This is a genomic window from Streptomyces sp. NBC_00038 (assembly GCF_026343635.1).
GTDB lineage: Bacteria > Actinomycetota > Actinomycetes > Streptomycetales > Streptomycetaceae > Streptomyces.
Genome location: NZ_JAPELQ010000001.1, coordinates 770,598 through 793,355, shown reverse-complemented (window position 1 = coordinate 793,355; position 22,758 = coordinate 770,598). Strand labels below are relative to the sequence as shown.

The following is a 22,758-nucleotide window of genomic DNA, read 5'->3' as shown; positions in this document are numbered from 1 at the left end:
GCACGGAACACCCGCCCGCCGACCCGCGCGTGGCGCAAGCAATGACTGCCGCCGCGGGGCTGGTGGCAACGCCCCGACATGGTGTGTTGTCGCATTCGGCCCGTATGGCCGTTGCCTGTGCAGACCGCGGAACCCGCACCGCGGCGGACGAAGGAAGTGATCTTCAATGCGAACCCTGGAAACCCTCTCCGGTGGAGAGTGGTTGGCGACCGGCGAGTGGATCGAAGTCCACGACCCCTCCGACCTGCGCACCCCCGTCGCCCGCGTCCCCGCACTGAGCGCCGCCGACGTCACCCGCGCCTACGACCACGCCGAGCAGGGCTTCGCCGTCTGGAAGCGCACCAGCCCCTTCGAGCGCGCCCGGATCATGACAGATGCGGCCCGGCTGCTGCGCGAGCGCGTCGACGGGATCGCCGAGGACCTGGCCACCGAGATGGGCAAGACCCGCGCCGAGGCCACCGTCGAGACGATCAAGGCAGCCGACTTCCTGGAGTACTACGCGGGCATCGCCCGTCAGGGCTACGGGACGCTGGTGCACGACGTACGCCCGGACACCCGGACCAGTTTCCAACGGGAGCCGATCGGCATCGTCCTCGCGATCACCCCGTGGAACGACCCGCTCATCACCCCGGCCCGCAAGCTCGCGCCCACCCTCGCGGCAGGCAACGCGGCCCTCCTCAAGCCGGCCACCGACACCCCGCAGGCCGCCCTGCACTTCGCCCGCGCCCTGCACGACGCGGGCCTGCCGGCCGGCGTCCTCAACGTGATCACCGGCCGCGGCGCGCAGATCTCCGAGGCGCTGATCTCCGACCCGCGCCTCGCCGCGCTCACCTTCACCGGCAGCAACGAGGTCGGCGAGGCCCTGCGCGCCCAGCTCGCCAGCCGCAACGTCCGCTTCCAGGGCGAGCTCGGCGGCAAGAACGCCACCGTCGTCCTCGCCGACGCCGACCTCACCGCCGCCGCCAAGGCCGTAGCGGCCGCCGGCTTCGCGCAGGCCGGGCAGCGCTGCACCGCCACCAGCCGGGTGATCGTCGAGCGGTCCGTGTACGAGGAGTTCACAAGGCGGCTGCTCGCCGAGGCCGCCGCCCTGCGTGTCGGCCCGGGTCTCGCCGAGGGCACCACCATGGGACCGCTGGTGAGCGCCCGCCAGCGCGACGGCGTCCTGTCCGACATCGAGCGCGCCGTCAAGCAGGGCGCCACGGTCCTCGCGGGCGGCGACCAGCCGAAGGACGAGGCGCTGAGCCACGGCTGCTACGTCAACCCGACCGTGCTCGGTGACGTGACGCCGGACGCGGACATCTGGCACGAGGAGGTGTTCGGCCCCGTCGTCGCGCTGCGCGCGGTGGACTCCTTCGAGGAGGCCGTCGAGGCGGTCAACGACTCCGACTTCGGCCTCGCGGCCGCCGTCTTCACCCAGAACCTGGGCGCCGCCCACCGGTTCGCCGAAGAGGCCGAGTGCGGCCAGGTCGCGGTGAACACCACCACCTCCGGCTGGGACGTCCATCACCCGTTCGGCGGCTTCCGGGACTCCGGATCGCCGTTCAAGGAGCAGGGCGAGGAAGCCCTGCGCTTCTACACGCGCGTCAAGACCGTCGCCATCCACTTCGGCTGACGGGCCGCTGCAAGGAAAGGAGGATGCCGATGGCTGACGAGACGATCGGCATCGTCGGCGCCGGCATCGTGGGGCTGGCCACGGCCCGCGAGATCGCCCTGCGTCGCCCCGGCACCCGAGTGGTGGTGCTGGAGAAGGAGCGGGAGGTCGCCGTCCACCAGACCGGGCACAACTCGGGCGTGGTGCACGCGGGGATCTACTACGCGCCGGGCAGCCTCAAGGCGGACCTGTGCGTGCGGGGCGTGTCCATCCTGCGCGAGTACTGCCAGGAACGCGGACTGCCGTACGCGGAGATCGGCAAGCTCGTCATGGCGGTGCGCCAGGACGAGCTGGGCCGGATGGAGAACCTCTACCAGAGGGCCAGGAACAACCACGTGCCCGAGTTGAGGAAGGTCTCCAAAGAGGAGATCAAGGAGCTCGAGCCCCATGCCGGGGGTATCGCGGCACTGCACTCCCCGCGCACCGCGATCACCGACTACCCGGCGATCGCCCGGGAGTTCGCCAAGGACATCGAGGCCTCGGGCGGCGAGGTGCGGCTCGGCTTCCAGGTCACCTCCATCACCAACGTCCCCGGCGGGATCGAGGTGGCCTCCGGACAGGACCGGGTACGCGTCGACCGGCTGATCCTCTGCGCGGGCCTGCAGTCGGACTCCGTCGCGGGGCTCGCCCAGGACAAGAAGGCCCCGAAGATCATCCCGTTCCGGGGCGAGTACATGCTCCTCAAACCGGAGCGCACTGACCTGGTGCGCGGGCTCATCTACCCGGTCCCGGACCCGCGTTATCCCTTCCTCGGCGTGCACTTCACTCCACGCGTCGACGGCTCGGTCGAGGTCGGCCCGAACGCCGTCCTGGCACTGGCCAGGGAGGGCTACCGGCTCAGCAAGGTCTCGCTCAAGGACCTCGCCGGACTCGCGGCCTACCCCGGCTCCTGGAGGATGGCGGCCCAGCACTGGCGGACCGGCATCAAGGAGTACCGCGGCTCGCTGTCCAAGGCGGCCTTCATGAAGGACGCCAAGCTGTACGTCCCCGGGGTCGGCGTCTCGGACGTGGTCCGCGGCGGGGCCGGCGTACGCGCCCAGGCCCTGGACCCGGACGGCACGCTCGTGGACGACTTCCGCATCCACCAGGTGGGCCGGATCACCGCCGTCCGCAACGCGCCCTCGCCTGCCGCCACGGCCTCCATGGCGATCGCGGAGCACATCGTCGGCGCCGTCTTCGGCGACGTCTCCGCAACCTGAGAATGCCCTGCGTACAGCGGACTTTCGCGCAACAACTGCTTGCATCCCCAGGTCTCTGCAAAGGGCTCACGCCCGCCTAGCGTTCCATCCGCACCACCCCGCCACCCCTGTCGAAGAGAAACGGCCGAAGACATGTTCGTTGTCGACACCCAGATCCACATCTGGAAGGAAGAGACCCCGGACCGCCCCTGGGTCCCGGGCGCGCGTGAGCGCATCCGCCTCAACGGGCACCGCGAGGAGGCCTTCTCCTACGAGGAGGCCCTCGAGCTCATGGACGAGGCCGGCATCAACCGGGCGCTGATCCTGCCCCCCTCCTGGGAGGGCAACCGCATCGACTACGCGCTCGAGGCGTGCGAGGCGCACCCGGACCGCTTCGGCATCATGGCCCGCGTCCCGCAGGACAACGAGGTCGAGGGCACCGCGATGCTCAAGGACTTCGCGCAGAACCCGCACATCAAGGGCACCCGGCTCACCTTCCACCGCCCGCAGGACCGCAACTGGATGATCGACGGCACCAACGACTGGTACTGGCCGGTCGCCGAGGAGCTTGCCGTCCCGACCATGGTGCACGCCCCGATCTGGAAGCGTGAGCTCGGCCAGATCGCCGCCAAGCACCCCGGCTTGAAGATCATCATCGACCACATGGGCATCATGGCCCGCTGCGTCGACGACGCGATCGGCTACTGGGTCGCGGAGACCGCCGACCTGGCCAAGCACCCCAACATCTACGTCAAGGTCTCGGCTCTCCCCGGCTACTCGACGCAGCCCTTCCCGAACAAGAACATCGAGCAGTACGTGCGCGAGATGGTCGACAAGATGGGCCCGGAGCGCTGCTTCTACGGCACCGACATCACGCGCCTGCTGGGCCACGGCATCACGTACACCGACACGGTCGAGCAGTTCACCAAGCACTACGACTTCACGCCCGAAGAGCTTGAATGGATCATGGGCCGCGGCATCAGCGAGGTCCTTGACTGGCCGATCGAGGGCTGAGGAAACACCTGAGATGACGGACACCAACAACACGCCAGGCGCCGACGGCGGTGACGCCGTCGTCTCCGCCTTCAACGCCGTCGGCGCCGACTACATCTTCTGCTCCTCGGGGTCCGAATGGGCCCCGGTCTGGGAGTCCCTGGCCCGGCGCCACCGGGACGGGGAGCCCGCACCGGAGTACCTGGACCTCACCCACGAGACCGTCGCCGTCGGCATGGCCACCGGCTACGGACTCGTCAAGCGGCGGCCGCAGGGCGTGCTGCTGCACGCGGCCCCCGGCCTGCTGCAAGGCTCGATGGCGGTGCACGGTGCGCTCCTCGCGGGCGTCCCGATGGTGGTCACCTCCTCGGAGTCGACCACGTACGGCGACGGTCCTGGGCAGGACCCGGGCGGCCAGTGGTACCGCAACCTGTCGATCGTGGGCGGCCCGCACCAGATCGCCCAGCCGTTCACGAAGTGGTCCAACGAGGCCGCCAGCGTGCACACCCTGCCCACGATGATCGCGCGGGCGGCGGAACTGGCCTGGCGGGCGCCGGCCGGTCCGGCGTACCTCAACATCCCGCTGGAGATCCTCCTGGAGGACTGGGACGGCCGCGAGGCCAAGCCCATCGTCCCGCCGGGCTCCACCCACAGCTCGCCCGAAGAGGTCGACCCGGTCGCCCAGCTGATCCGCGAGGCCGTCAACCCCGTGATCGTGACGGAGACGTCGGGCCGCGAAGAGGGTGGTTTCGAGGCGCTCGTCGCCTTCGCCGAGGCGTGGAACATCCCGGTCGTCGAGCCCGACTCGGCGGTGTGCGGCAACTTCCCGCGCACCCACCCGCTGCACGCCGGCAGCGACATCGGGCCGTGGATGGACGAGGCGGACCTGATTCTGCTCGTCAACTGCCGTGCTCCGTTCTACCCGCCTTCGCGCCGGCCCTCCAAGGCGACGATCGTCGTCATCGACGAGGTGCCGCAGCGCCCGCACGTCGTCTACCAAGTCCTGTTCGCGGACAGGTACTTGGAAGGAAACGTCGCCAACACCCTGCGCCAGCTCGCCAAGCGGGCCAAGGATCTCGATGTGGCCGCCGTCACCGCACGCCGCGCGGCGCAGGAGGAGCGGCACGCCGACGAGCAGGCCGCGATCGTCGCGGCCGAGGCGAAGGCGGCGCAGGCCGAGGGCATCGACCCGGTGCTCGTCGCCGCGACCCTGCGCGGGCTCCTCGACGGCCGGGACGCGATCGTCGTCGACGAGACCATCACGCACAGCCGTGTGGTCAAGCGCCATGTCCAGACCTCCGACCCCGACTCGTACTTCTATGTGCAGGGCGGGCTCGGCCAGGGCATGGCGGTCGCGCTCGGCGTCAAACTCGCCGCCAAGGAGCGGCCCGTGGTGCTCACCATCGGCGACGGCGCGTTCACGTACAACCCGGTCATCCAGTCGTACGACGCCGCCAACGCGTACGAACTGCCGCTGCTGATCGTGGTCTTCAACAACCGCGTCTACAAGTCGATGAACCTCAACCACCGCAGGTTCTACCCCGAGGGCGCGGCGGCCGAGACCGGCGAGTGGCTCGGCACCGACCTGCACCGGCTGCCCCGACTCGCGCAGTTCGCCGAGCCGTTCGGCATGCACACCGAGACCGTCGACGCGCCGGACGCGCTCGCCCCCGCCCTGGAGCGTGCGCTCAAGGCCGTGGCGGAGGGCACTACCGCAGTCGTCGACGTCCTCGTCACCCGCTGATCCAGGAGGCACCCGCCACCATGACCGACACACCGACCCCCAAGCCCGGCAAGGTCCTGGTCCCCGCCGAGGACCTGCGCACCTTCGGCGCCGCCCTCCTCGAGAAGGGCGGCCTCAGCCCCGAGCACGCCCGCACCACCGCCGAGGTGTTCGTCTGGGCCGCTCAGCGCGGCGTCGACTCCCACGGCACCGCACGCATCCCGGCCTACCTGGAGCTGCTCGCCAAGGGTGTGGCCAACGCCGAGCCCGACATCAAGCTGGAGTCCAGCACGCCTGCCGCCGCCGTCCTCGACGCCGACCGCGCACCCGGCCCGGTGGCGCTCACCGCGGCGGCCGAGGAAGCGGTGACGCGGGCCAGGACGACCGGCATCGCCACCGTCGGAGTGCGCCACACCGTCCACACCGGCGCCATCGGCTATTACGTCTCGAAGATCGCCGAACAGGGCCTGGTCGGCATCGGCTTCGTCGCCGGGATGCCCAACATGGGCTACACCGGGGTCAAGGGCGCCGCCGTCGCCACCAGTCCGCTCGCCATCGCCGTGCCCGCCGAGAGTCACGCACCGCTCCTGCTCGACATGGCCACCGCCACCATTGCCTTGGGCAAGATCCGCCAGGCCAAGGCGAGCGGCACCCCGCTGCCCGAGGGCGCCGCGGCCACCGCGGACGGCACGCCCACCACCGACCCCGCGCTGGCGGTCATGCCGCTGCCGCTGGGCGGCGTCAAGGGGTCCGGCATGTCGCTCGCCTTCGAGCTGCTCACCAGCGTGCTCGTCGGCGCACCGATCTTCGCGGCCTTCCACTCGGACGACCCCCAGGGCCGCAAGCACCGACAGAACGCCCTGCTGATCGCGATCGACCCGGCGGCCTTCGGCGACACGGACGGTTTCACCGCCGCCGTCGACGCCACGCTGAGCACCCTCAAGGCCCTCCCGGCGGCGGACGACGCGGCGGGCGTGTTCTACCCCGGCGAGCGCAGCGCGGCCGTGGCCGTGGAGCGTGCCGAAAAGGGGGTACCCGTGGCGCCGAAGGTGTGGCGCGAACTGATCGAGAGCGCCGAGAAGTTGGGCGTCACACCGCCCGAGCCCCGATAAACAGGGCTCACCAGGTCTCCGCGAAGGGGGACGGAGGGACAGGTGGCAGGGGCGTCCGCTGTGCGGGGCGGTCGCCCCGGCCGCCACGTCCGCCAGGTCCGAACCGAAGCGCCCGCCGGGCCCGTTCAACGTTGGGCGTCGACCGGTCGACTCTCAACCGGCCTCGGGTGCCTCGGAGTCGACCGCCCGCCGCACCTGCCGCGAGATCAGGGCGTAGACCGCCCGGGCCTTCTCGTCGTTCTGGCCGTCGTACCCGTGGTCGGCCTTGGGCACGTCGTGGTGCTCGACCAGCGCGCCCGCCTTCCGCAGGCGCTCGGCGTAGCGCTCGCCCTCCGACTTGAGGAGGTCGAACTCCGCCGTGATCACCAGGGCCGGGGCGATGCCCTTGAGGTCCGCGGTGTCCGACGGATGGGCGGGGGACGCCAGCCGGTCGGCGCGCTCGCGCGGGTCCGGCACGTACGCGTTGTCGAAGATCTCCGCCATCCAGGGGCGCAGCATGGGCTTGGCGATGGCGGCGCGCTTGTCCTTGGCGCTGGTCACGAGGTCCAGCGGCGGGTAGTGCAGGACCTGGAGCGCGATCGAAGGCCCGCCTTCCTCCAGGGACTGGCGGGCGACGGCCGCGGCGAGACCGCCACCGGCGCTCTGCCCGCCCACGGTGAGCCTGCTGCCGTCCCAGCCGTGCTCGTCTCCGTGCGAGGCGATCCATCGGACGACCTCGTAGGCCTGCCGGGGCGGGGCGGGGAACCGGTGTTGCGGGGCGACGGCGTAGTCCACGTTGATCACGACCACACCCGCCTCCGCCGCCAGGAAGCGGCAGAACGGATCGTCGATCTCAGTCAGCGGTATGACATAGCCGCCGCCATGGAAGTTGACGTGCACCGGCGGCGGTCCGCCGTCGCTCACGGCTGCGGGCGTGTACACCACGACCCGGGCCGGAGCGACCGAGGTGGGGACCGTCAACTCCCGTGCGTCGCGCGGGAATTCCGGGAAGCGGCCGTGCAGGGAAGTGTCGGAGCCACGGCCTTGGGAGCGCCGGCTCGCCGTCACGGCGAGGCGCTGGATCGACTTGGCGGCGAAGGCGGCCACGGCCGGCCGGGCGAGGAGAGACATACCGTTCCGTTCGTCGAGCCGTCTCGCCCATCAACAGGATTCCTGTCGATGGGTGGGGCGATGCTAGCACGGGGATCGGTACTGCCCCTCAGACCTTCAGGGCGATCTCGACGTCGTTGCCGAAGCCGGTCGGCAGGTAGGACCCGCTGGTGCGGAGGTGTTCGAGCAGTTCCGGGCTGCGGTTGGCGTTGTCGGCCACCACCAGGGCGTTGGGCGCCAGGTGGGGTTCGAGCAGGCGGAGTACGTCGAGATACAGGTTCTTGGCGCCGTCCAGGAACACGAGGTCGACCGGACCGGGAATGCCGCGGCTGAGCGTGTCGAGAGCGTCGCCGTCCCTGATGTCCACCAGATCGTCGAGACCGGCCTCGGCCAGTGACCGGCGTGCGGCCGCCGCCTTGCCCGGCTCGAACTCCGTGCCGATCAGCAGGCCGCCTCCGTTGTCCCGCAGCGCGGCCGCCAGGCAGATCGTGGAGACACCGAACGACGTTCCGAACTCCACGACGGTCCGCGCGGACCGGGAACGGGCGAGCAGATAGAGCAGGTTGCCGGTCTCCGGCGACACCGCGAGGTGTGTCTCCTTCGCGGCGGACAGGAAGAACTGCCTGGAGTCGGGACCGCCCGCGCCCCAGGAAGCGCGTTCCTCGGGCGTCAGCTTCGACATGCGCTCACGGAACGCCGTCTGGGTCCTGGCCGCGTCCGCGAACAACTGCCGCAGCACGTCGGCCGCCGGTGCGCTGGTGAGCGTCGTCATGACAACTCCTTCTTGATCTCGGTGCCCTCAACCGTCGCACACGCGGCCGTGGGTACGTCGATGGAGGAGCCGGTCCGGGTGCCCTGCCCATCGCGAGGTCGCGATGGGCAGGGCACCCGGCCGAGCCGTGGCCGTGCGGTGTCTCAGTGACCCAGGCTGATGCGGGTCACCAGGTCTTCGCCCGCCGGGCCGGAGCCCGACTTGTCCACCACGTAGGCGGTGCCGTGGACGACCTCGACGTAGTTCGGGTTGGCGCCGGTGGCCACGGTCTCCACGACGGCCCCTTCGCGCGGGTCGACCACCGTGACATTGGCGGCCGTACGGTTGGCGACCAGGACGTTGCCCGAACGCTCGTCGGTGGCCACGGACAGTGCACCCGCGCCGGTGGCCACGGACTTGACGACAGCCCCGTCCTTGAGGTTGACGACCGAGACGGTGCCCGCGGTCTGGTCGGCCGTGTAGGCGAAACGGCCGCTCTTGGACAGCGAGACCGAGATCGGGCCGTCACCCGTGGGGATGAACCGCGGGGTCTCGGAGCCGCGGGACACCTCGATGATCCGGTCGCCGCCCAGGTCGGCGGCATACACCGTCCCGGTCTTCTCGTTCACGGCGAGGCCCGTCGGGCTGGAGCCCGCGACCGTCACGCGCTCCTTCTCCACGAAGGTCTTGCTGTCGTAGGCGACGAGGGTGCCGGAGCCGAAGGCGCTCGCCCACACGGTGTTGTGCCGCTCGTCGACGAGGATCTCGCGGGCGTGGGCCACGTCCGGCAGCGTGGCGAGGTGCTCGCCGGTCTTCTGGCTGTAGACGGCGACGGTGTTGCTGCGGGTGTTCGTCGTCCAGACGGTGTTGTGCTCGTCGTCGACGGCGACACCGTAGACGGCTTCGAGGGCACCGGTGGTCGCGTCGGTGACCGGCGGGGTGTACGTCGCCTCGATGGCCAGGGTGTCCGGGTCGACCTTCAGCAGGCTGGAGTTGGTGACCGGCGGCCGGCCCACGGCGGTGGTGACCCACAGGGCGTCGTTCCGCTCGGAGTACGCCGACTGGTACAGGCCTCTCACGAGCGGTGCGGAGGTGACGGCCGAGCCGGTCGCGGTGCCGGCCTCGGCGGTCGCGGTGCCGGTCAGGACCGCGCTGCCCGCGGCGAGGGCCACGGCGACCGCGGCGGTACGACGGATGGTGCGGGTGAATGAGGTCATGCGGTGTCGATCTCCTTGGTGGGACACGCCTCAAGGGCGCGGTGGATGGGTGTGGGGGGTCTGTGGGGGCGTCAGCTCCTGGCCGCGTGCTGCGGTCGGCGACGCAGGACGAACACCGTGGTGCCCGCGGCTCCGGCCGCGCCGCCGAGTGCGGCGGCAGCCGCCGACCAGGCGATGGTCGCGACCGACACGGAGCTCTCGACCGACGCGGCCACGGCGGCGTCCGTCACGGGTTCGGGCGCCGCGGTGGCCGAGGTCTGACCGCTGCCCGAGGCCGCCGTGGTGCCCGGCTCGGTCACCGTGAACTCGACCTTGAGCGTGGTGGGTGGGTTGGGGGCGAGGAAGCGCAGCCAGTGCGCGCCCGCGGTGGTGTCGGCGGGGATGGCCAGGTCACCCTCGTACGAGCCTGCCGAATCCGCCTGCCACTGGCCGAGGATGCCGTCGTCGTCGAGCTTGATGGTGACGGTCTCCCCGGCGGGGAACTTCGTCACCTTGAAGTGCAGCGTGCCGCCGGGCTGCACCTGGCTGGCGGTGATCTCGGCCTTCGCGCCCGCCGAGTTGGAGGCGCTGGCCGGGGCACCCGAAGCGGCGGGAATCGGCGTGGCGGAGGCACTCGCGCTCGTGTCGGATCCGCCCGTCGTGGCCGCGTCGGAGCCGGAGGTCACGGTGAAACCGGCCTTGAGGCTCGTCGCCGGGTTGGGGGCGAGGAAACGCAGCCAGTGCGCACCCTTGGTGGTGCCCGCTGGGACGGTGACGCTGCCGGAGAACGAACCGTCCGCGGCGATGCCTCCGGACCACTGCCCGATGATCTCGCTGTCGTCCAGCTTCACGGTGAGCTGCTCGCCGGCCGGGAAGCCCGTCACCTTGAAGGAGACCTTGCCGCCGGCGGCGACACTGGATCCCGCGGTGATCGTGGCGGAAGTCCCGGTCGTGCTGCCGGAGCCGCCGCTGGTTCCCGAACCGCCACTGGAGCCGGTGCCGCCGGTCGAACCGCCACTCGATCCACCGGTCGAACCCGAGCCGCCGCCCGTGCTTCCGCTGTCGGAGGACGTGACCGTGATGTCGGCCTTCAGGCTCGTCGCCGGGTTCGGGGCGAGGACGCGCAGCCAATGCGCCCCCGCCGAGGTGGAGGAGGGGATGGTGACCGTGCCCGAGAACGTGCCGTCGGAGCCCACGGCGCTCGTCCACTGACCGAGGATCTCGCTGTCGTCCAGCTTGACCGTGACGGTCTGCCCCTTGGTGAAACCGGAGAGCGTGAAGGAGACCTTGCCGCCCGCCGCGACCTTCGCACTGCTGGTGAGCTTCACCGCGGGCTCGGTCGCCGTCGAAGTGGGCGTCGGAGTCGGCGTCGGCGTGGGGGTTGGCGTAGGCGTCGGTGTCGGCGTCGTGGTGTCGCCCGTCACCGTCAGGTTCTCGCTGCGGATGCTCGTCTGCGGCGCCAGGAAGCGCAGCCAGTGTTCGCCGCCGACGGTCGCGTCGGCCGGTACCGTCACGCTCCCCGAGACACTGCCGTCCTCGCCGATCGTGAACTGCTTGAGCAGCGTCTTGTCGTCGAACTTGATGCTCAGGGTCCCCCCGGCGGGGAAGCCGGTGGCCGTGAACGACACGTCGCCGCCGGGCTTCACGGAGGTGGTCCCCAGGGTGACCGCGGGCGCCGCCGCGTCGGCCGCGAGCGCCACCGTGGGGGTGGTGTCCACCCCGTCCGAGGTCGCGGTGACGAACGGTACGGCCAGTGCGCCGAGACCGAGAGTCGCTCCGGCGGTGAGCGCGGCCACGCGGCCGATCCTGGCCCGGGCGGTGCGTGCCGACGGCGTGGTGACGGATATGGGGGAGGAGGGTCTCTCGGAGGTCATGGTGGGTTGCTCCTGGGCGCTGAAGTGAGGGAAGCGGCGGGCACTCGGGTGCGAAATATCGGCACCGCCCGGCGCAAAAGGTGATGAAAGGTGACGAAAGGTCAAATTAGGGTAGGCTAACCTAAGAATGGCCAGGTCAGTTCCCCCTTCATCCGGAGTCCAGCCGCATGTTCGAGCTCGTGCCGCCCGAGGGCGCCCCGCACCACCCGCCCCGACTGCCGCGCCCCGACGCGCTGCCGCGACTCCCGGAACCGGGCTGCCCGCTGCCCGCGCCGGAAGGCGTCGAGGAGTTCTGGGCCGGGATCCGCCGACGCGGCACCCCGCTCGTCTCGCCCGACCCCCGGGGCAGCGTCGACCATGTCGCCGTGACGTACCTGTGGCGCGGCACCCCCGCCACCCGTGCCGTCCAGGTCCTGCCGAACAAGCTCGGCGACCCGCGCGTCCCCGAGGGCAACCTGATGGAGCGGGTCCCCGGAACGGACGTCTGGCACTGGACGCTCCGCCTGCGCCACGACTGGCGCGGCACCTACGACTTCTACGTCGACGAGGGTGAGGGCCCGGAGGTGGGCACCCCCGAGTACTGGCGCTGGCTGCGCACCCAGCGGCGCGCCGACCCCTTCAACTCCCGCACGCTGCCCCGTCGTTGGGACGGTGATCCCGTTCCGTACGCCGAACTCCCCGCCGCGCCGGGCTCGGCGGACTGGTCGCCGAGGCCGGACGTCGCCCGCGGCACGGCCACCGAGTACAAGGTGGAGAGCGCGCACCTCGGAGGGTCCCGGCGGGTCTGGCTGTACGAACCCCCCGTGCCGGACCGGGAGTTGGTGGACCTGCCCGTCCTGCTTCTGCTCGACGGAGAGCACTGGCAGCCGCGCCTCGGTCTCGCGCACCTTCTCGACAACCTCATCGCGGACGGCCGTATCCCGCCGCTCGCCGCCGTGCTGCCCGAGTCGGTGGACGCGGACACCCGATGGGCGGAGCTGACGTGCCGTCCGGAGTTCGTCGCCCACCTCACGGACGAGCTGATGCCGTGGGCGGCCGGGCGGCTGCCGGTCACGGAGGACCCCGCCCGCACCGTGATCGCCGGACAGAGCCTCGGCGGACTCACCGCCGCCTATGCCGGACTCTCGGCCCCGCACCGCTTCGGCAACGTCCTCGTCCAGTCGGGCTCGTTCTGGTGGCCCGTAGGCCCGGAGCCGGAGTGGCTGACAGGCCGTATCGCCGACGGTCCCCTGCTGCCGGTGCGCTTCCGCCTCTCCTTCGGCGAGCAGGAGTGGGTGGCCCTCCCCGCCGCCCGCCGCCTGCGTGACAGCCTCGCCGCCGCCGGTTACGACGACGCCTCCTACGGTGAGTTCAACGGCGGGCACGACTACCTGTGCTGGCGCACGGAACTGGCCGACGGACTGGTGGAGTTGCTGTCCGGAGCCTGAGCCGGGATGCGGGGAGGAGGGGTGCACCGAGCCGGTCATCCCCGCCTCGCCTCCACCCGGCCCGCGCACACCTCGTGCGGGGCCGGGCCGAACAGGGCGCTCCAGCCCTGCGGCACCGCACGCCAGGCCGGCCACAGCGACAACTGACCCCGGGCGTTCTCCAGCACCAGGTGGGTGGCCTGGCCCTCGGCCCCGGGATCGAACGGTCCGGACTGAAGGGTCATGAGTCCAGCTCCTTCAAGCGGGCCGCGAGATGCGCGGCGATGTCGTCGAGGTGCCGGTCCCGCATCAACTGCGGGTGCGTGCAGTCCAGGTCGTGATTGACGACGGTTCCGGTCACGTGCGGGCGCCAGGCCTCGCGGGTGAGCCAGTCCTCCGCGCGCGGCGCGGCGGCTGTGAAGAACAGCAAGTCGCCCTCGTACACCCGGTGTTGGTGCTCGCGCATCATCCGTGCGTGGTTAGGTACGATGTCGACGATCTTCGACAGAGTGTGGTCGCCGAGTCCGGCGAGCGGGCTGCCCGCCCTGCGCAGCGTGGCGAGTACGTCGTCCTTGGTGCGTTCGTCCGTGCGGTCGAAGCCCGCCATGCGCAGTACGGCGGTGAGCGCGTCGCCCTCCTCGGGGGCGGGCCGCTCGCGCCACTGCTCGGCAGGGAACGCGTCGAGCAGCGCGAGGAGTTCGACCTCCTCCCCGGCCTCCTGGAGCAGCACGGCGACCGTGTGGGCGAGGATCCCGCCGACGGACCAGCCGAGGAGGCGGTACGGGCCGTTCGGCTGGACCTCGCGGATCCGCTCGACGTAGTCGGCCGCCTCCTCCTGCAGCGTGCCGGGCAGGGGTTCGTCGCGGACCAGGCCCCTGGCCTGGATGCCGTACACGGGCTGACCCGGACCGAGCCGGGCGGACAGGCCCGCATAGCACCAGGAGATGCCGCCGGCCGGATGGAACGCGAACAGCGGAGGCCGGCAGCCCTCGGCGCGCAGTCGGAGCACGACATCCAGCGCGTCCCCGGACGCGGACGCCGTTCCCGCGGAGTCGAGGCGGGCGGCCAGCGCGGCCGGCGTCGGGGCCTCGAACAGCGAGCCGATCGTCAGCTCGGCGCCGAGCTCCTCCCGTACTCGCGCCACCAGCCGCACCGCGAGCAGCGAGGTGCCGCCCAGGTCGAAGAACGCGTCGTCGGGACCCGCCTGTTCGACCCCGAGCACCTCCGCGAACAGCCGCGTCAGCGCCTCCTCGCGCGGGGAGGCCGGGCGCCTGGCACCCTCGCCGCCCGCGAAGACCGGGGCGGGCAGTTCGCGGCGGTCCAGCTTGCCGTTGGGGCTCAGCGGGAAGGCGTCGAGGGCGACGACCGCCGCCGGGACCATGTGCTCCGGCAACTCGCGTGCCAGCGCAGCCCGTACGGCCGCGGGGTCGGCGCCCCCCGTCACGTAACCGACGAGCCGGTCGTCGAGGACCAGCGCACAGGCGCCGTCCACCCCGTCCTGCGCGGCCAATGCGGCCTCGATCTCGCCGAGTTCGATGCGCTGCCCGCGCAACTTCACCTGGTGGTCGGTGCGGCCGAGGTACTCGACCTCGCCCTGCTCCGTCCAGCGCGCCAGGTCGCCCGTGCGGTACATACGGCTGCCGGACGGGCCGAACGGGTCGGCCACGAACCGGGACGCCGTCAGTTCGGCACGGTTCAGATAGCCGTCGGCCAACTGCACCCCTGCCAAGTACAGTTCGCCCGGAATTCCAGGCGGGCAGGGCTGCAGCGCGGCGTCGAGTACGTACAGGCGGGTGTTCCACACCGGCCGTCCGATCGGCACCGGGCCCGAGCCCTGCGGGGCGCAGGCGTGGTAGGTGACGTCGACGGCGGCTTCCGTCGGCCCGTACAGATTGTGCAGCCGGGCGCCCGGCAGCGTGCGCCCGAAGACGTTCGCGGTCTCGCGGGGCAGGGCCTCGCCGCTGCAGAAGACCCGGCGCAGACCCTCGCACGCGGCCGCGTCGGCCTCCGCCAGGAAGACCTGGAGCATCGAGGGCACGAAGTGGCAGGTGGTGACGGCCTGTTCGCGGATCAGCCGGGCCAGATAGACGGGGTCCTTGTGACCGCCGGGTTCGGCGACGACGAGCGTGGCGCCCTGGCGCAGCGGCCAGAAGAACTCCCACACGGACACGTCGAACGAGGACGGCGTCTTCTGCAGCACCCGGTCCTCGGCGCCGAGTCCGTACGCGTGCTGCATCCAGCGCAGTCGGTTGTCGATCGAGGCGTGCGGGACGACGACGCCCTTGGGGCGGCCGGTGGAACCGGAGGTGTAGATGACGTACGCGGGATCGGCCGGAGTGAGCGCTCGCGGCGGGTTCACCCATGAATGCGTGGACACGTCGAGCCCGTCCAGGACGACGAGCGGGGTCCCGGTGTCCTCCGGAAGGCGTCCCGCGCGGTCGGTGACGGCGCACACCGGCGCCGCGTCCTGAAGCATGTAGGTGAGCCGTTGCTCCGGGTAGTCCGGGTCCAGCGGCAGATACGCGGCGCCCGCCTTCAGCACGGCGAGGAGGGAGACGATCAGTTCCACCGAGCGCGGCACCGAGACCGCGACCACCGCACCCGGCCGGGCACCGAGGGTCTGCAGGTGCCGGGCCAACCGGTTGGCGCGGGCGTTGAGTTCCGCGTAGGTCAGGGAGATGTCCCCGTACACCAGAGCCGTCGCATCGGGGGTCCGCGCGGCGCGCGACTCGATGGGACCGATGAGCGTGGTCGGCGGCAGCTTGCGGTCGGTGCGGTTGAACTCCTCGACGACCAGGGCGTGTTCGGCCGGAGTCGCGATGCCGTGGGCGGCGAGCGGCAGTTGCGCGTCGGTGGTGGCGAGCCCGTCCAGGAGATGCAGGAACCGTTCCTGGTGCGCGGCGAGTTCGGCGTCCTCGTACAGCGCCGGATTGCCGTCGTGGTCGATACGCAGTCCGTGGCCGTCGGTGCGGTCGTAGATGTTGACCGTCAGGTCGTCGACCGGGCCGGCCGACAGGTTCCGCGCCCGTGTCGGCGCACCCGCGAAGTCCACGCCGTAGTCGAAGGGCATGACGTTGACGAGCGGGCCGACCAGGCCCCGCATCTCACCCAGCAGCCCCAGGTCGCGGCGGATGTCCTCGTAGCGGTAGCGCTGGTGTCGGCGCACCTCCCGGATGCCGAGCACGACCTGCCGCACCAGCTCCGCGAAGGTCGCGTCCGGGGAGACCGTCAGCCGCAGCGGCAGTACGTTCATCACCATGCCCGGCACGCGGAGCGCGACCGAGCCCATGCGGCCCATCATCGGCAGGCCGAGCACGACGTCCGACTGGGCCGTCGCGCGGGAGGTGTACAGGGCTTGGGCGGCGATCAGGACGTCCGGCCAGGTCGCACGGCACCGGGCGGCGAGCTCGCGCAGGCCCTCCGTGGTGCGCGGCGGCAGGTACGTCGTACGGCGGCGGAACGTCCGTGAGGGCAGGGCGCCGCGGCCGGCGAGCCGGGGTGCCTCAGGGCGGTCGGCGAACGCCTCGGCCCAGTGCGCGCGGTCGGCCTCGAAGGCCTCCGAGGAGCGGTACTCGGCGTCGTCGGCGACGAGGTCGGCGAGCGCCCTGAAGGTGCGCGGCCCCGGCCTCTCACCCCGCGCGAGCGCCGAGTACACCTCCGCGGTGCGCCGGACGAGGAGCGAGTAGCCGAAGCCGTCCATGACGAGGTGATGGATGCGCTGGTACCACAGCCACCGCCGTTCGCCGACGCGGAACAGAGCGTGCCGGAACAGCGGGCCCGCCGCGAGGTCGAAGGGTTCGGCGAGGTCGGCGCGCATCCACGCCTCGGCCTGCTCCTCGGCGTCCTTCGCACCCCGCAGGTCGCGCACGGTCAGCGGCAGTTCGACCGTGGCGGCGATGTGCTGGCGCGGGCCGTCGGAGGTGTCCTCGACGCGTACGCGCAGCGAGTCGGCCTCGGCGACGACCTGCCGCAGGGCTGCGGCGAAGAGTTCCGGGTCGACTCTCCCGTCGATCTCCAGGCACTCCGCGGTGTTCTGTGCGGGGCTGAGCGGATCGAGGGCCTGCGCGTACCACATGCCCGACTGGGCCGCCGTCAGCGGCAGTTCGGTGACCGCGGTGCCGGTGTCGCCCGTCATGAGGACCGTCATGAGACGACCCCCAGGAGTGGCGCCCAGGCCTCGATGGCGGGCTGCTCGGCGAGGTCCGCGAAGGCCGCCTCGACGCCGTGCTCGCGGCGCCAGCGCTCCAGCAGCGCCATGACGCGGACCGAGTCGAGGCCGTAGTCCACGAGGTTCTCGTCGAAGGGGATGTCAGCGGGGGACTCGCCGAGGGTGTCGGCGACGTCGCTGCGGATCTGCTCCAGGGTGAGGGTCATGGGGCTCACACCTCCTTGAAGATCGCGTCGGTGGTGGTCACGACCGCGCAGCGCCCCGCGGCCCAGCGCAGCGCCATGTCGTGGTCCTCGCGCGAGAAGTCGGCGACGGCGTCGGCGACGACGAACGCCTGGATGTCCCGCATCCACGCGTCGCAGGCGCTCATCAGCACGCCGATGTGCGCGTACACGCCCACGACGATCAGCTGGTCGCGATCCTCGTCGCTGAGCAGTTCCTCAAGACGGGTGCGCACGAACGCGCTGTACTTCCACTTGGTGAGCATCCGGTCGCCGGGCTGCGGCGCGACCACGTCCGGGACGCTGAGCGCATGCGGGTCGTTGGCGACACCGGGGCCCCAGAAGTCGAGCTGGAGACCGCGCTGCCGGGGCGTCTGCCCGCCCCGCTGCGTCGAGTACACGACCGGAATGCCGAGGCTCCGGGCGCGGTCGAGCAGCCGGGCGGTGTTGTCGAGCATGCCGGTCAGGGGCGGTTCACCGGCCGGGAACGCGCCGAGGAAGTGGTTCTGCAGGTCGTGGACGAGCAGCACGGCGCGCGCGGGGTCCACGGTCCAGGCGACGCGGTTCGCGGGCAGCTCGTCCTCGGTCGGCAGGGGATAGGGGGCGATGGCCGGAAGTGCCATGGGAAATCTGGGCCTTTCAGTGCTGCTCGGCGACGGCGGTGGACCGCAGCTGCTTCTTGCTGACCTTGCCGATCCCGGTCTGCGGGAAGGCGTCGACGAACTCGACGAGATCGGGGACCTTGTAGGCGGCGATGCCGCGCTCGCGGACGAACCGCTTGATGGCGACGGGTTTCAGTGGATCGGCGCCCTCGCGCAGGATCACGTAGGCGAGGGAGCGTTCGCCGAGGTACTCGTCGGCCACCGCGACGACGGACACGTCGTGCACGGACGGATGGGCGAGGATGATGTTCTCGACCTCCTCCGGCGCGACCTTCTCGCCGCCCCGGTTGATCTGGTCCTTGGCCCGGCCCTCCACGACGAGGTGGCCACTCGCCGTACGGCGCACGATGTCGCCGGTGCGGTAGAAGCCGTCCTCGGTGAAGGCCGTCGCGTTGTGCTCGGGAGCCCGCCAGTAGCCACGGACCGTGTACGGGCCGCGCGTCAGCAGATGCCCGAACTCGCCCTCGGGAACGTCGAGTCCGGCGTCGTCGACGATCCGGATCTCGTCGTCCGGGGAGATCGGCAGACCCTGCGTGGTGACGACCGTCTCCTCGTCGTCGTCGAGCCGGGTGTAGTTGACGAGCCCCTCGGCCATCCCGAAGACCTGCATCAGCCGGCAGCCCAGCGCGGGTGACAGCCGGCGTGCCGCCTCCTCGCTGTACTTGGCGCCGCCGACGAGCACCAACTCCAGGCTCGACAGGTCGTGTTCGGCCTCGGGACCTGCTTCCGTCCACACCAGCGCGAGCGGCGGCACCAGACCCGTCATGGTGATCCGCTCCCGCTCGACGAGGGGGAAGGCGGTCGCCGGATCGGGCCCGGGACACAGGACGGAGGTGCCCCCGGCGTACAGCACGCCCAGCCAACCGGGCGAACTCATGGGGAAGTTGTGCGCGGCAGGCAGTACGACCAGGAAGCGGGTGTCCGCGTCGACGCCGCAGATCTCGTTGGAGCCCCACAGCGAGTACAGGTAGTCGTCGTGGGTGCGCGGAATGAGCTTCGGTACACCCGTCGTGCCGCCGGACAGCTGGAGGAACGCCAGCTCGTGGGGTTCGGGACCGGAGAGCGTCCCGGACGGGTCGGACGGCACCTCGGCGAGCGCCGTGTGCTCGCCGGGATCGCCGACGACGAAGACGTGCCGCAGGCTCGGCGTGCGCTCCTTGACCCGTGAGGCCAGCACACGGTGGTCGAAACCCGCGTGCTTGTCGGGGATCACATAGGCGACCGCCTCGGTGAAGGAGCAGAAGTAGCCGATCTCTGTCTCGCGGTGCGCGGGCAGCGCGTACACCGGGAGCGCGCCGATACGGAACAGCGCGAAGACGACCTCGAAGAACTCCCCGACGTTCGGAAGGTGCAGGACGACCCGGTCGCCTTTGGAGATCCCGCGCGCCGCGAACCCGGCGGCCAGCCGGTCGACGCGCTCGTCGAGTTCCCGGTAGGTCCAGGTGCGCCGCTCGGGCGCCGGGTCGACGAGGGCGATCCGGTCGGGATGGGCGGCGGCGCGCTCGCGCAGCACGCCGCCGAAGGTCTCCCCGCGCCAGTAGCCCGCCTTGCGGTAACGCTCGGCGAACTCGGCCGGCCAGGTCGGTGCGTCGACACCGGGGGTGGTGGCGAGAGGAGTCACAGCGAGGCCCCCACGGCGCTGAGGAAGGTACGGAACTTGGCGCCCGTCTCCGCGGTCTCGGCCTCCGGCGAAGAGGCGGCCACCACACCCGCCCCCGCGAAGAGCCGCAGCGAGCGCCCCTGGGCCTCGGCGCAGCGGATCGTCACGACCCACTCGCCGTCGCCGTCCGCGTCCTGCCAGCCGACCATGCCGGTGTAGGGACCGCGGTCGAAGGGTTCGAGCTCGGCGATGACGGCGCGGGCCACCTCGGTCGGCGTGCCGCACACCGCCGGAGTGGGGTGCAGCGCGGAAGCCAGGTCGAGGGCGGAGACGGCGGGGTCGGCGAGTTCGCCGGTGACGGTCGTCGACAGGTGCCACATGGCCGCCGTACGCACCAGGGTGGGCCGCTCCGGCACCTCCAGGCGGGTGCAGAACGGTGCGAGTGCCTCTCGTACGGCTGCGACGACGACGGCGTGTTCGTGCAGGTCCTTCGGGGACTCCAGCAGGGCCGCCGCGCGCCGGACGTCCTCGGCGAGGTCGGGGCTGCGCTGCGCGGAGCCGGCCAGCGGGTTGGCGGTCAGGAGTCCGCCCCGGCGGGCGACGAGGAGTTCGGGGCTGGCGCCGATGAGTGTGCGGCCGGGGCCGCTGGGGACGGCGAAGGTGTATCCGGCCGGGTCCCGGCGCGCCAGTCGGCGCAGCATGGCGGGCAGGTCCGGCTCGCGCGGGGAGGTGAGCTCCAGGGTGCGGGCGAGGACGACCTTGTCGAACTCCCCGGCACGCATCCGCGCGACGGCGGCGGCGACCGCGTCGCCGTAGCGTGCGGCGGCCGGAACTTCCGTCACCTGCCAGTCGGTTCGCTCGTCGGTGTCGGGTACGGGCAGCGCGATGAGCGGGTCCTCGCGCAGCGGCGGCGCCCACCGTACGGACTCCGGGACGGCGAGCGAGGGCGGGGCGTCCGGGGCGAAGGGCAGTGAGCCCACGACGATCGGCGCCGGGGCGCCCGCGCGCCTTCGGGCGTCGAGGACCTCCCGCACCCGACGCGCCAACGGCCGTGTGTCGTGGGGTATTTCGGTGGCGGTGCCGCGGCCTAGCAGGGTGTGCCGGGGAGAGGCGAGGAACCGGTCGGTGCCGGGGCGGTAGGCGTCGAGCAGGGCGGTCGCCGTGCCGGGGGACACCAGTGTGGGGGTGACGGCTTCGTGCAGGGATGCAGACATGGGGTGTCTCCAGTGGGGGAGAGGTGGCACGACCGTGGTCGGTGCGGCGGGGGCCGGTTCAGGCCCGGAGGGTGGCGCCGCCGTCGACGTAGAGGTCGTGCATGGTGATGTGACGGGCACGGTCGGAGACGAGGAAGGCGACAGCGTCGGCGATGTCGGCGGGGTCGGCGATCCGGCCGAGCGGGATGCCCGTGCGGTGTGTCGCGAGGTCACCTTCGATGACGCGCCGGGTCGCTTCCTCCTGGTCGGTGGAGGCGGTCCACAGCGCGCGCTGCATGTCGGTGAGGGTCGAGCCGGGGGAGACGGTGTTGCATCGGACGCCCCGTGACGCCACCTCCAGGCCCAGGCATTTGGTGAACATCACGGCCGCTGCCTTCGAGGCGGCGTAGGCGGCCAGGCCGGCGCGGGGGATACCGGCCGCGTTCGATGCGACGGTGACGATGCTGCCGCGGCCGCGCCCTGCCATCCGGCGGGCGACGGAACGCGAGACGTGGAACACGCCGTTGGTGTTGACGGCGAAGGTGGCCGCCCAGTCCTCGTCCGTCAGGTCCACGACGTCCGAACTCCGCAGGATTCCGGCGACGTTGACCGCGATGTCCAGCGGTCCGAGGGTGCGCTCGGCCTCGGCGACCAGGGCCTCGACGGCGCCGGGGTCCGTGACGTCGAGCGCGCGGGCGGTGACCTGCCCGCCGTACTTGTCGGCGAGTGCCGTGACACCCTCGGGGGCCAGGTCGGTGGCGAGGACGCGGGCGCCCTGCTCGACGAGCGCCGCGACCACTGCCTCGCCGATGCCCCGGCCCGCCCCGGTCACCAGGGCGAGCTTTCCGGCGAGCCCGGTTCCGGCGCTCACTTGACCATGGCCTTGCGGATGTCGTCGAGCACCGAGACGGCCGCGTCCGCGCCGCCCAGGCTCGTCCACTTGGAACCGTCGATCACGGTCGCGTGCTTGTCCTGTACGGCGCTCAGCTGCTTGTACGCCGCCTTCTTCGCCAGCGCGGCGAGCAGCTCGGCGTCCGAAGTACCGGGGTCGAGGGTGCCGATGAACAGCCAGTCGCCGTCGATCTCCTTGAGGTTCTCCTCGCTGATCGGCGTCGAGTGGCCCTCGCCCTGCTCGGCCTGGATGCCGGGCCGCTCGAAGCCGAGGTCCTTGAGGACGTCGCTGATGAACACGCCCTGCTGCATGACGGCCGAGCCCTTGGCCGAGTAACGCGTCACGGAGACGCTCGCTCCTGCCTGGTCGCCGAGGTCCGTCTTCAGCGCCGCGACCTTCGCGTCGTACTCGGTGAGGAATTTCTCGGCCTCGTTGGTCCTGCCGAGCACCTTGCCGGTGAGTTCGAGCGACTTCTTCCAGCTCTTGGTGCTGTCGATCGTGACGACGGTGGGGGCGATCTTCCGCAGCTGCGCGAGTACTTGTTCGTCGGCGAGCTGCCCGGCGAGGATGACGTCCGGCTTGGCCTGGACGACCTTCTCGATGTCCGGGCCGGTCACGGCGCCGACCACGGGTATGTCCTCGGCCTTGTCCGCGAGGTAGGCGGGGGCCCCGCTCTGGCCGCGACCGGCCGTCAGGCCCACCGGCTCGACGCCGAGGGTGAGCGCCGAGTCGAGGTCCATCTCGCTGAGCGCGACGACCCGTTCGGGCGCGGCCGGAACCTTCACCGCGGTGCCGGTGGCGTCGGTCACCTGGGTCGTACTCGCCGCGCTCGTGCCATCGGAGCCGGCGCTTTTCTCCGAGGATCCACAGGCGGTCACGACCAGCGCGCAGGCGGCGAGAAGAGCGGCCGAAACGGCGGGGCGGGCGATGCCACGGGAAGGGAAGAGCGGGTTCGGCGCCATGGCCTTGGATCTCCATAGGTGTTCGAGAGCAGGTGGTCGCGGAAGTGGGCTTCCGACGTCAACATCCGTGCACAGCAAGGCAGTTGA

The 22,758-nt window shown here is 71.5% G+C and carries 18 protein-coding genes; 6 read left to right on the top strand and 12 right to left on the bottom strand.

What is annotated here, in order from left to right:
* The first annotated feature begins 166 nt into the window (after nt 1–166).
* The 5 genes from OG219_RS03770 (at nt 167) to OG219_RS03750 (ending at nt 6,657) form a co-directional block, all read left to right on the top strand.
* Nucleotides 167–1,612 (top strand): aldehyde dehydrogenase, encoded by a 1,446-nt coding sequence (locus OG219_RS03770; RefSeq protein ID WP_266822820.1) that lies wholly within the window; start codon nt 167–169, stop codon nt 1,610–1,612.
* 29 nt (nt 1,613–1,641) lie between these two features.
* On the top strand, nt 1,642–2,850 hold the full coding sequence (gene lhgO, locus OG219_RS03765) for an L-2-hydroxyglutarate oxidase (protein WP_266822818.1): 1,209 nt from the start codon (nt 1,642–1,644) through the stop codon (nt 2,848–2,850).
* Nucleotides 2,851–2,982: 132 nt separating this feature from the next.
* On the top strand, nt 2,983–3,843 hold the full coding sequence (locus OG219_RS03760) for an amidohydrolase (RefSeq protein ID WP_266470371.1): 861 nt from the start codon (nt 2,983–2,985) through the stop codon (nt 3,841–3,843).
* Nucleotides 3,844–3,856: 13 nt separating this feature from the next.
* Entirely contained in the window at nt 3,857–5,566 is a 1,710-nt protein-coding gene (locus OG219_RS03755; RefSeq protein ID WP_266822816.1) for a thiamine pyrophosphate-dependent enzyme, read from the top strand.
* Nucleotides 5,567–5,586: 20 nt separating this feature from the next.
* Entirely contained in the window at nt 5,587–6,657 is a 1,071-nt protein-coding gene (locus OG219_RS03750) for an Ldh family oxidoreductase (RefSeq protein ID WP_266822814.1), read from the top strand.
* Between the two features lie 153 nt (nt 6,658–6,810).
* Here OG219_RS03750 and OG219_RS03745 read toward each other — a convergent pair whose 3' ends face one another.
* The 4 genes from OG219_RS03745 to OG219_RS03730 form a co-directional block, all read right to left on the bottom strand.
* Complete coding sequence (locus OG219_RS03745) at nt 6,811–7,767, bottom strand: alpha/beta hydrolase (RefSeq protein WP_266822812.1); 957 nt, start codon at nt 7,765–7,767, stop codon at nt 6,811–6,813.
* 88 nt (nt 7,768–7,855) lie between these two features.
* On the bottom strand, nt 7,856–8,518 hold the full coding sequence (locus OG219_RS03740; protein ID WP_266822810.1) for an O-methyltransferase: 663 nt from the start codon (nt 8,516–8,518) through the stop codon (nt 7,856–7,858).
* A 143-nt stretch (nt 8,519–8,661) separates the two neighbouring features.
* On the bottom strand, nt 8,662–9,714 hold the full coding sequence (locus tag OG219_RS03735; RefSeq protein WP_266822808.1) for a YncE family protein: 1,053 nt from the start codon (nt 9,712–9,714) through the stop codon (nt 8,662–8,664).
* Nucleotides 9,715–9,785: 71 nt separating this feature from the next.
* Nucleotides 9,786–11,567: a hypothetical protein gene (locus OG219_RS03730; protein WP_266822806.1), complete on the bottom strand. Its 1,782-nt coding sequence runs from the start codon at nt 11,565–11,567 to the stop codon at nt 9,786–9,788.
* A gap of 167 nt (nt 11,568–11,734) precedes the next feature.
* Between OG219_RS03730 and fes the strand changes: the two genes are divergently transcribed.
* On the top strand, nt 11,735–12,994 hold the full coding sequence (gene fes, locus OG219_RS03725; RefSeq protein ID WP_266822804.1) for an enterochelin esterase: 1,260 nt from the start codon (nt 11,735–11,737) through the stop codon (nt 12,992–12,994).
* Nucleotides 12,995–13,029: 35 nt separating this feature from the next.
* On the opposite strand, the gene OG219_RS03720 is transcribed toward fes, so the two are convergent.
* The 8 genes from OG219_RS03720 to OG219_RS03685 are packed head-to-tail and all read right to left on the bottom strand — an operon-like array spanning nt 13,030 to nt 22,671.
* Nucleotides 13,030–13,218, bottom strand: a complete 189-nt coding sequence (locus OG219_RS03720; RefSeq protein WP_266822802.1) for an MbtH family NRPS accessory protein — start codon at nt 13,216–13,218, stop codon at nt 13,030–13,032.
* Nucleotides 13,215–17,120 carry an amino acid adenylation domain-containing protein gene (locus OG219_RS03715; RefSeq protein ID WP_266822800.1) on the bottom strand — a complete coding sequence of 1,302 codons (3,906 nt, stop codon included), beginning with the start codon at nt 17,118–17,120 and terminating at the stop codon, nt 13,215–13,217. The genes OG219_RS03720 and OG219_RS03715 overlap by 4 nt, the downstream gene beginning before the upstream one ends.
* Entirely contained in the window at nt 17,117–17,347 is a 231-nt protein-coding gene (locus tag OG219_RS03710) for a phosphopantetheine-binding protein (RefSeq protein ID WP_266822797.1), read from the bottom strand. Before OG219_RS03710 ends, OG219_RS03715 begins: the two co-directional genes overlap by 4 nt.
* Before the next feature lie 5 nt (nt 17,348–17,352).
* Complete coding sequence (locus OG219_RS03705; RefSeq protein ID WP_266822795.1) at nt 17,353–17,985, bottom strand: isochorismatase family protein; 633 nt, start codon at nt 17,983–17,985, stop codon at nt 17,353–17,355.
* A gap of 16 nt (nt 17,986–18,001) precedes the next feature.
* Nucleotides 18,002–19,645, bottom strand: a complete 1,644-nt coding sequence (locus tag OG219_RS03700) for a (2,3-dihydroxybenzoyl)adenylate synthase (RefSeq protein ID WP_266822793.1) — start codon at nt 19,643–19,645, stop codon at nt 18,002–18,004.
* Nucleotides 19,642–20,838, bottom strand: coding sequence for an isochorismate synthase (locus OG219_RS03695; RefSeq protein WP_266822791.1), 1,197 nt, complete (start codon nt 20,836–20,838; stop codon nt 19,642–19,644). Before OG219_RS03695 ends, OG219_RS03700 begins: the two co-directional genes overlap by 4 nt.
* Before the next feature lie 58 nt (nt 20,839–20,896).
* Nucleotides 20,897–21,688: a 2,3-dihydro-2,3-dihydroxybenzoate dehydrogenase gene (locus OG219_RS03690; RefSeq protein WP_266822789.1), complete on the bottom strand. Its 792-nt coding sequence runs from the start codon at nt 21,686–21,688 to the stop codon at nt 20,897–20,899.
* Nucleotides 21,685–22,671 (bottom strand): ABC transporter substrate-binding protein, encoded by a 987-nt coding sequence (locus tag OG219_RS03685; RefSeq protein ID WP_266822787.1) that lies wholly within the window; start codon nt 22,669–22,671, stop codon nt 21,685–21,687. Before OG219_RS03685 ends, OG219_RS03690 begins: the two co-directional genes overlap by 4 nt.
* Between the last annotated feature and the right edge of the window lie 87 nt (nt 22,672–22,758).

Bases quoted from the DNA above. Each gene is read 5' to 3' on its own strand.
- OG219_RS03770 (WP_266822820.1), top strand. From the start codon at position 167: ATGCGAACCCTGGAAACCCTCTCCGGTGGAGAGTGGTTGGCGACCGGC.
- lhgO (WP_266822818.1), top strand. From the start codon at position 1,642: ATGGCTGACGAGACGATCGGCATCGTCGGCGCCGGCATCGTGGGGCTG.
- OG219_RS03760 (WP_266470371.1), top strand. From the start codon at position 2,983: ATGTTCGTTGTCGACACCCAGATCCACATCTGGAAGGAAGAGACCCCG.
- OG219_RS03755 (WP_266822816.1), top strand. From the start codon at position 3,857: ATGACGGACACCAACAACACGCCAGGCGCCGACGGCGGTGACGCCGTC.
- OG219_RS03750 (WP_266822814.1), top strand. From the start codon at position 5,587: ATGACCGACACACCGACCCCCAAGCCCGGCAAGGTCCTGGTCCCCGCC.
- OG219_RS03745 (WP_266822812.1), bottom strand. From the start codon at position 7,767: ATGTCTCTCCTCGCCCGGCCGGCCGTGGCCGCCTTCGCCGCCAAGTCG.
- OG219_RS03740 (WP_266822810.1), bottom strand. From the start codon at position 8,518: ATGACGACGCTCACCAGCGCACCGGCGGCCGACGTGCTGCGGCAGTTG.
- OG219_RS03735 (WP_266822808.1), bottom strand. From the start codon at position 9,714: ATGACCTCATTCACCCGCACCATCCGTCGTACCGCCGCGGTCGCCGTG.
- OG219_RS03730 (WP_266822806.1), bottom strand. From the start codon at position 11,567: ATGACCTCCGAGAGACCCTCCTCCCCCATATCCGTCACCACGCCGTCG.
- fes (WP_266822804.1), top strand. From the start codon at position 11,735: ATGTTCGAGCTCGTGCCGCCCGAGGGCGCCCCGCACCACCCGCCCCGA.
- OG219_RS03720 (WP_266822802.1), bottom strand. From the start codon at position 13,218: ATGACCCTTCAGTCCGGACCGTTCGATCCCGGGGCCGAGGGCCAGGCC.
- OG219_RS03715 (WP_266822800.1), bottom strand. From the start codon at position 17,120: ATGACGGTCCTCATGACGGGCGACACCGGCACCGCGGTCACCGAACTG.
- OG219_RS03710 (WP_266822797.1), bottom strand. From the start codon at position 17,347: ATGACCCTCACCCTGGAGCAGATCCGCAGCGACGTCGCCGACACCCTC.
- OG219_RS03705 (WP_266822795.1), bottom strand. From the start codon at position 17,985: ATGGCACTTCCGGCCATCGCCCCCTATCCCCTGCCGACCGAGGACGAG.
- OG219_RS03695 (WP_266822791.1), bottom strand. From the start codon at position 20,838: ATGTCTGCATCCCTGCACGAAGCCGTCACCCCCACACTGGTGTCCCCC.
- OG219_RS03685 (WP_266822787.1), bottom strand. From the start codon at position 22,671: ATGGCGCCGAACCCGCTCTTCCCTTCCCGTGGCATCGCCCGCCCCGCC.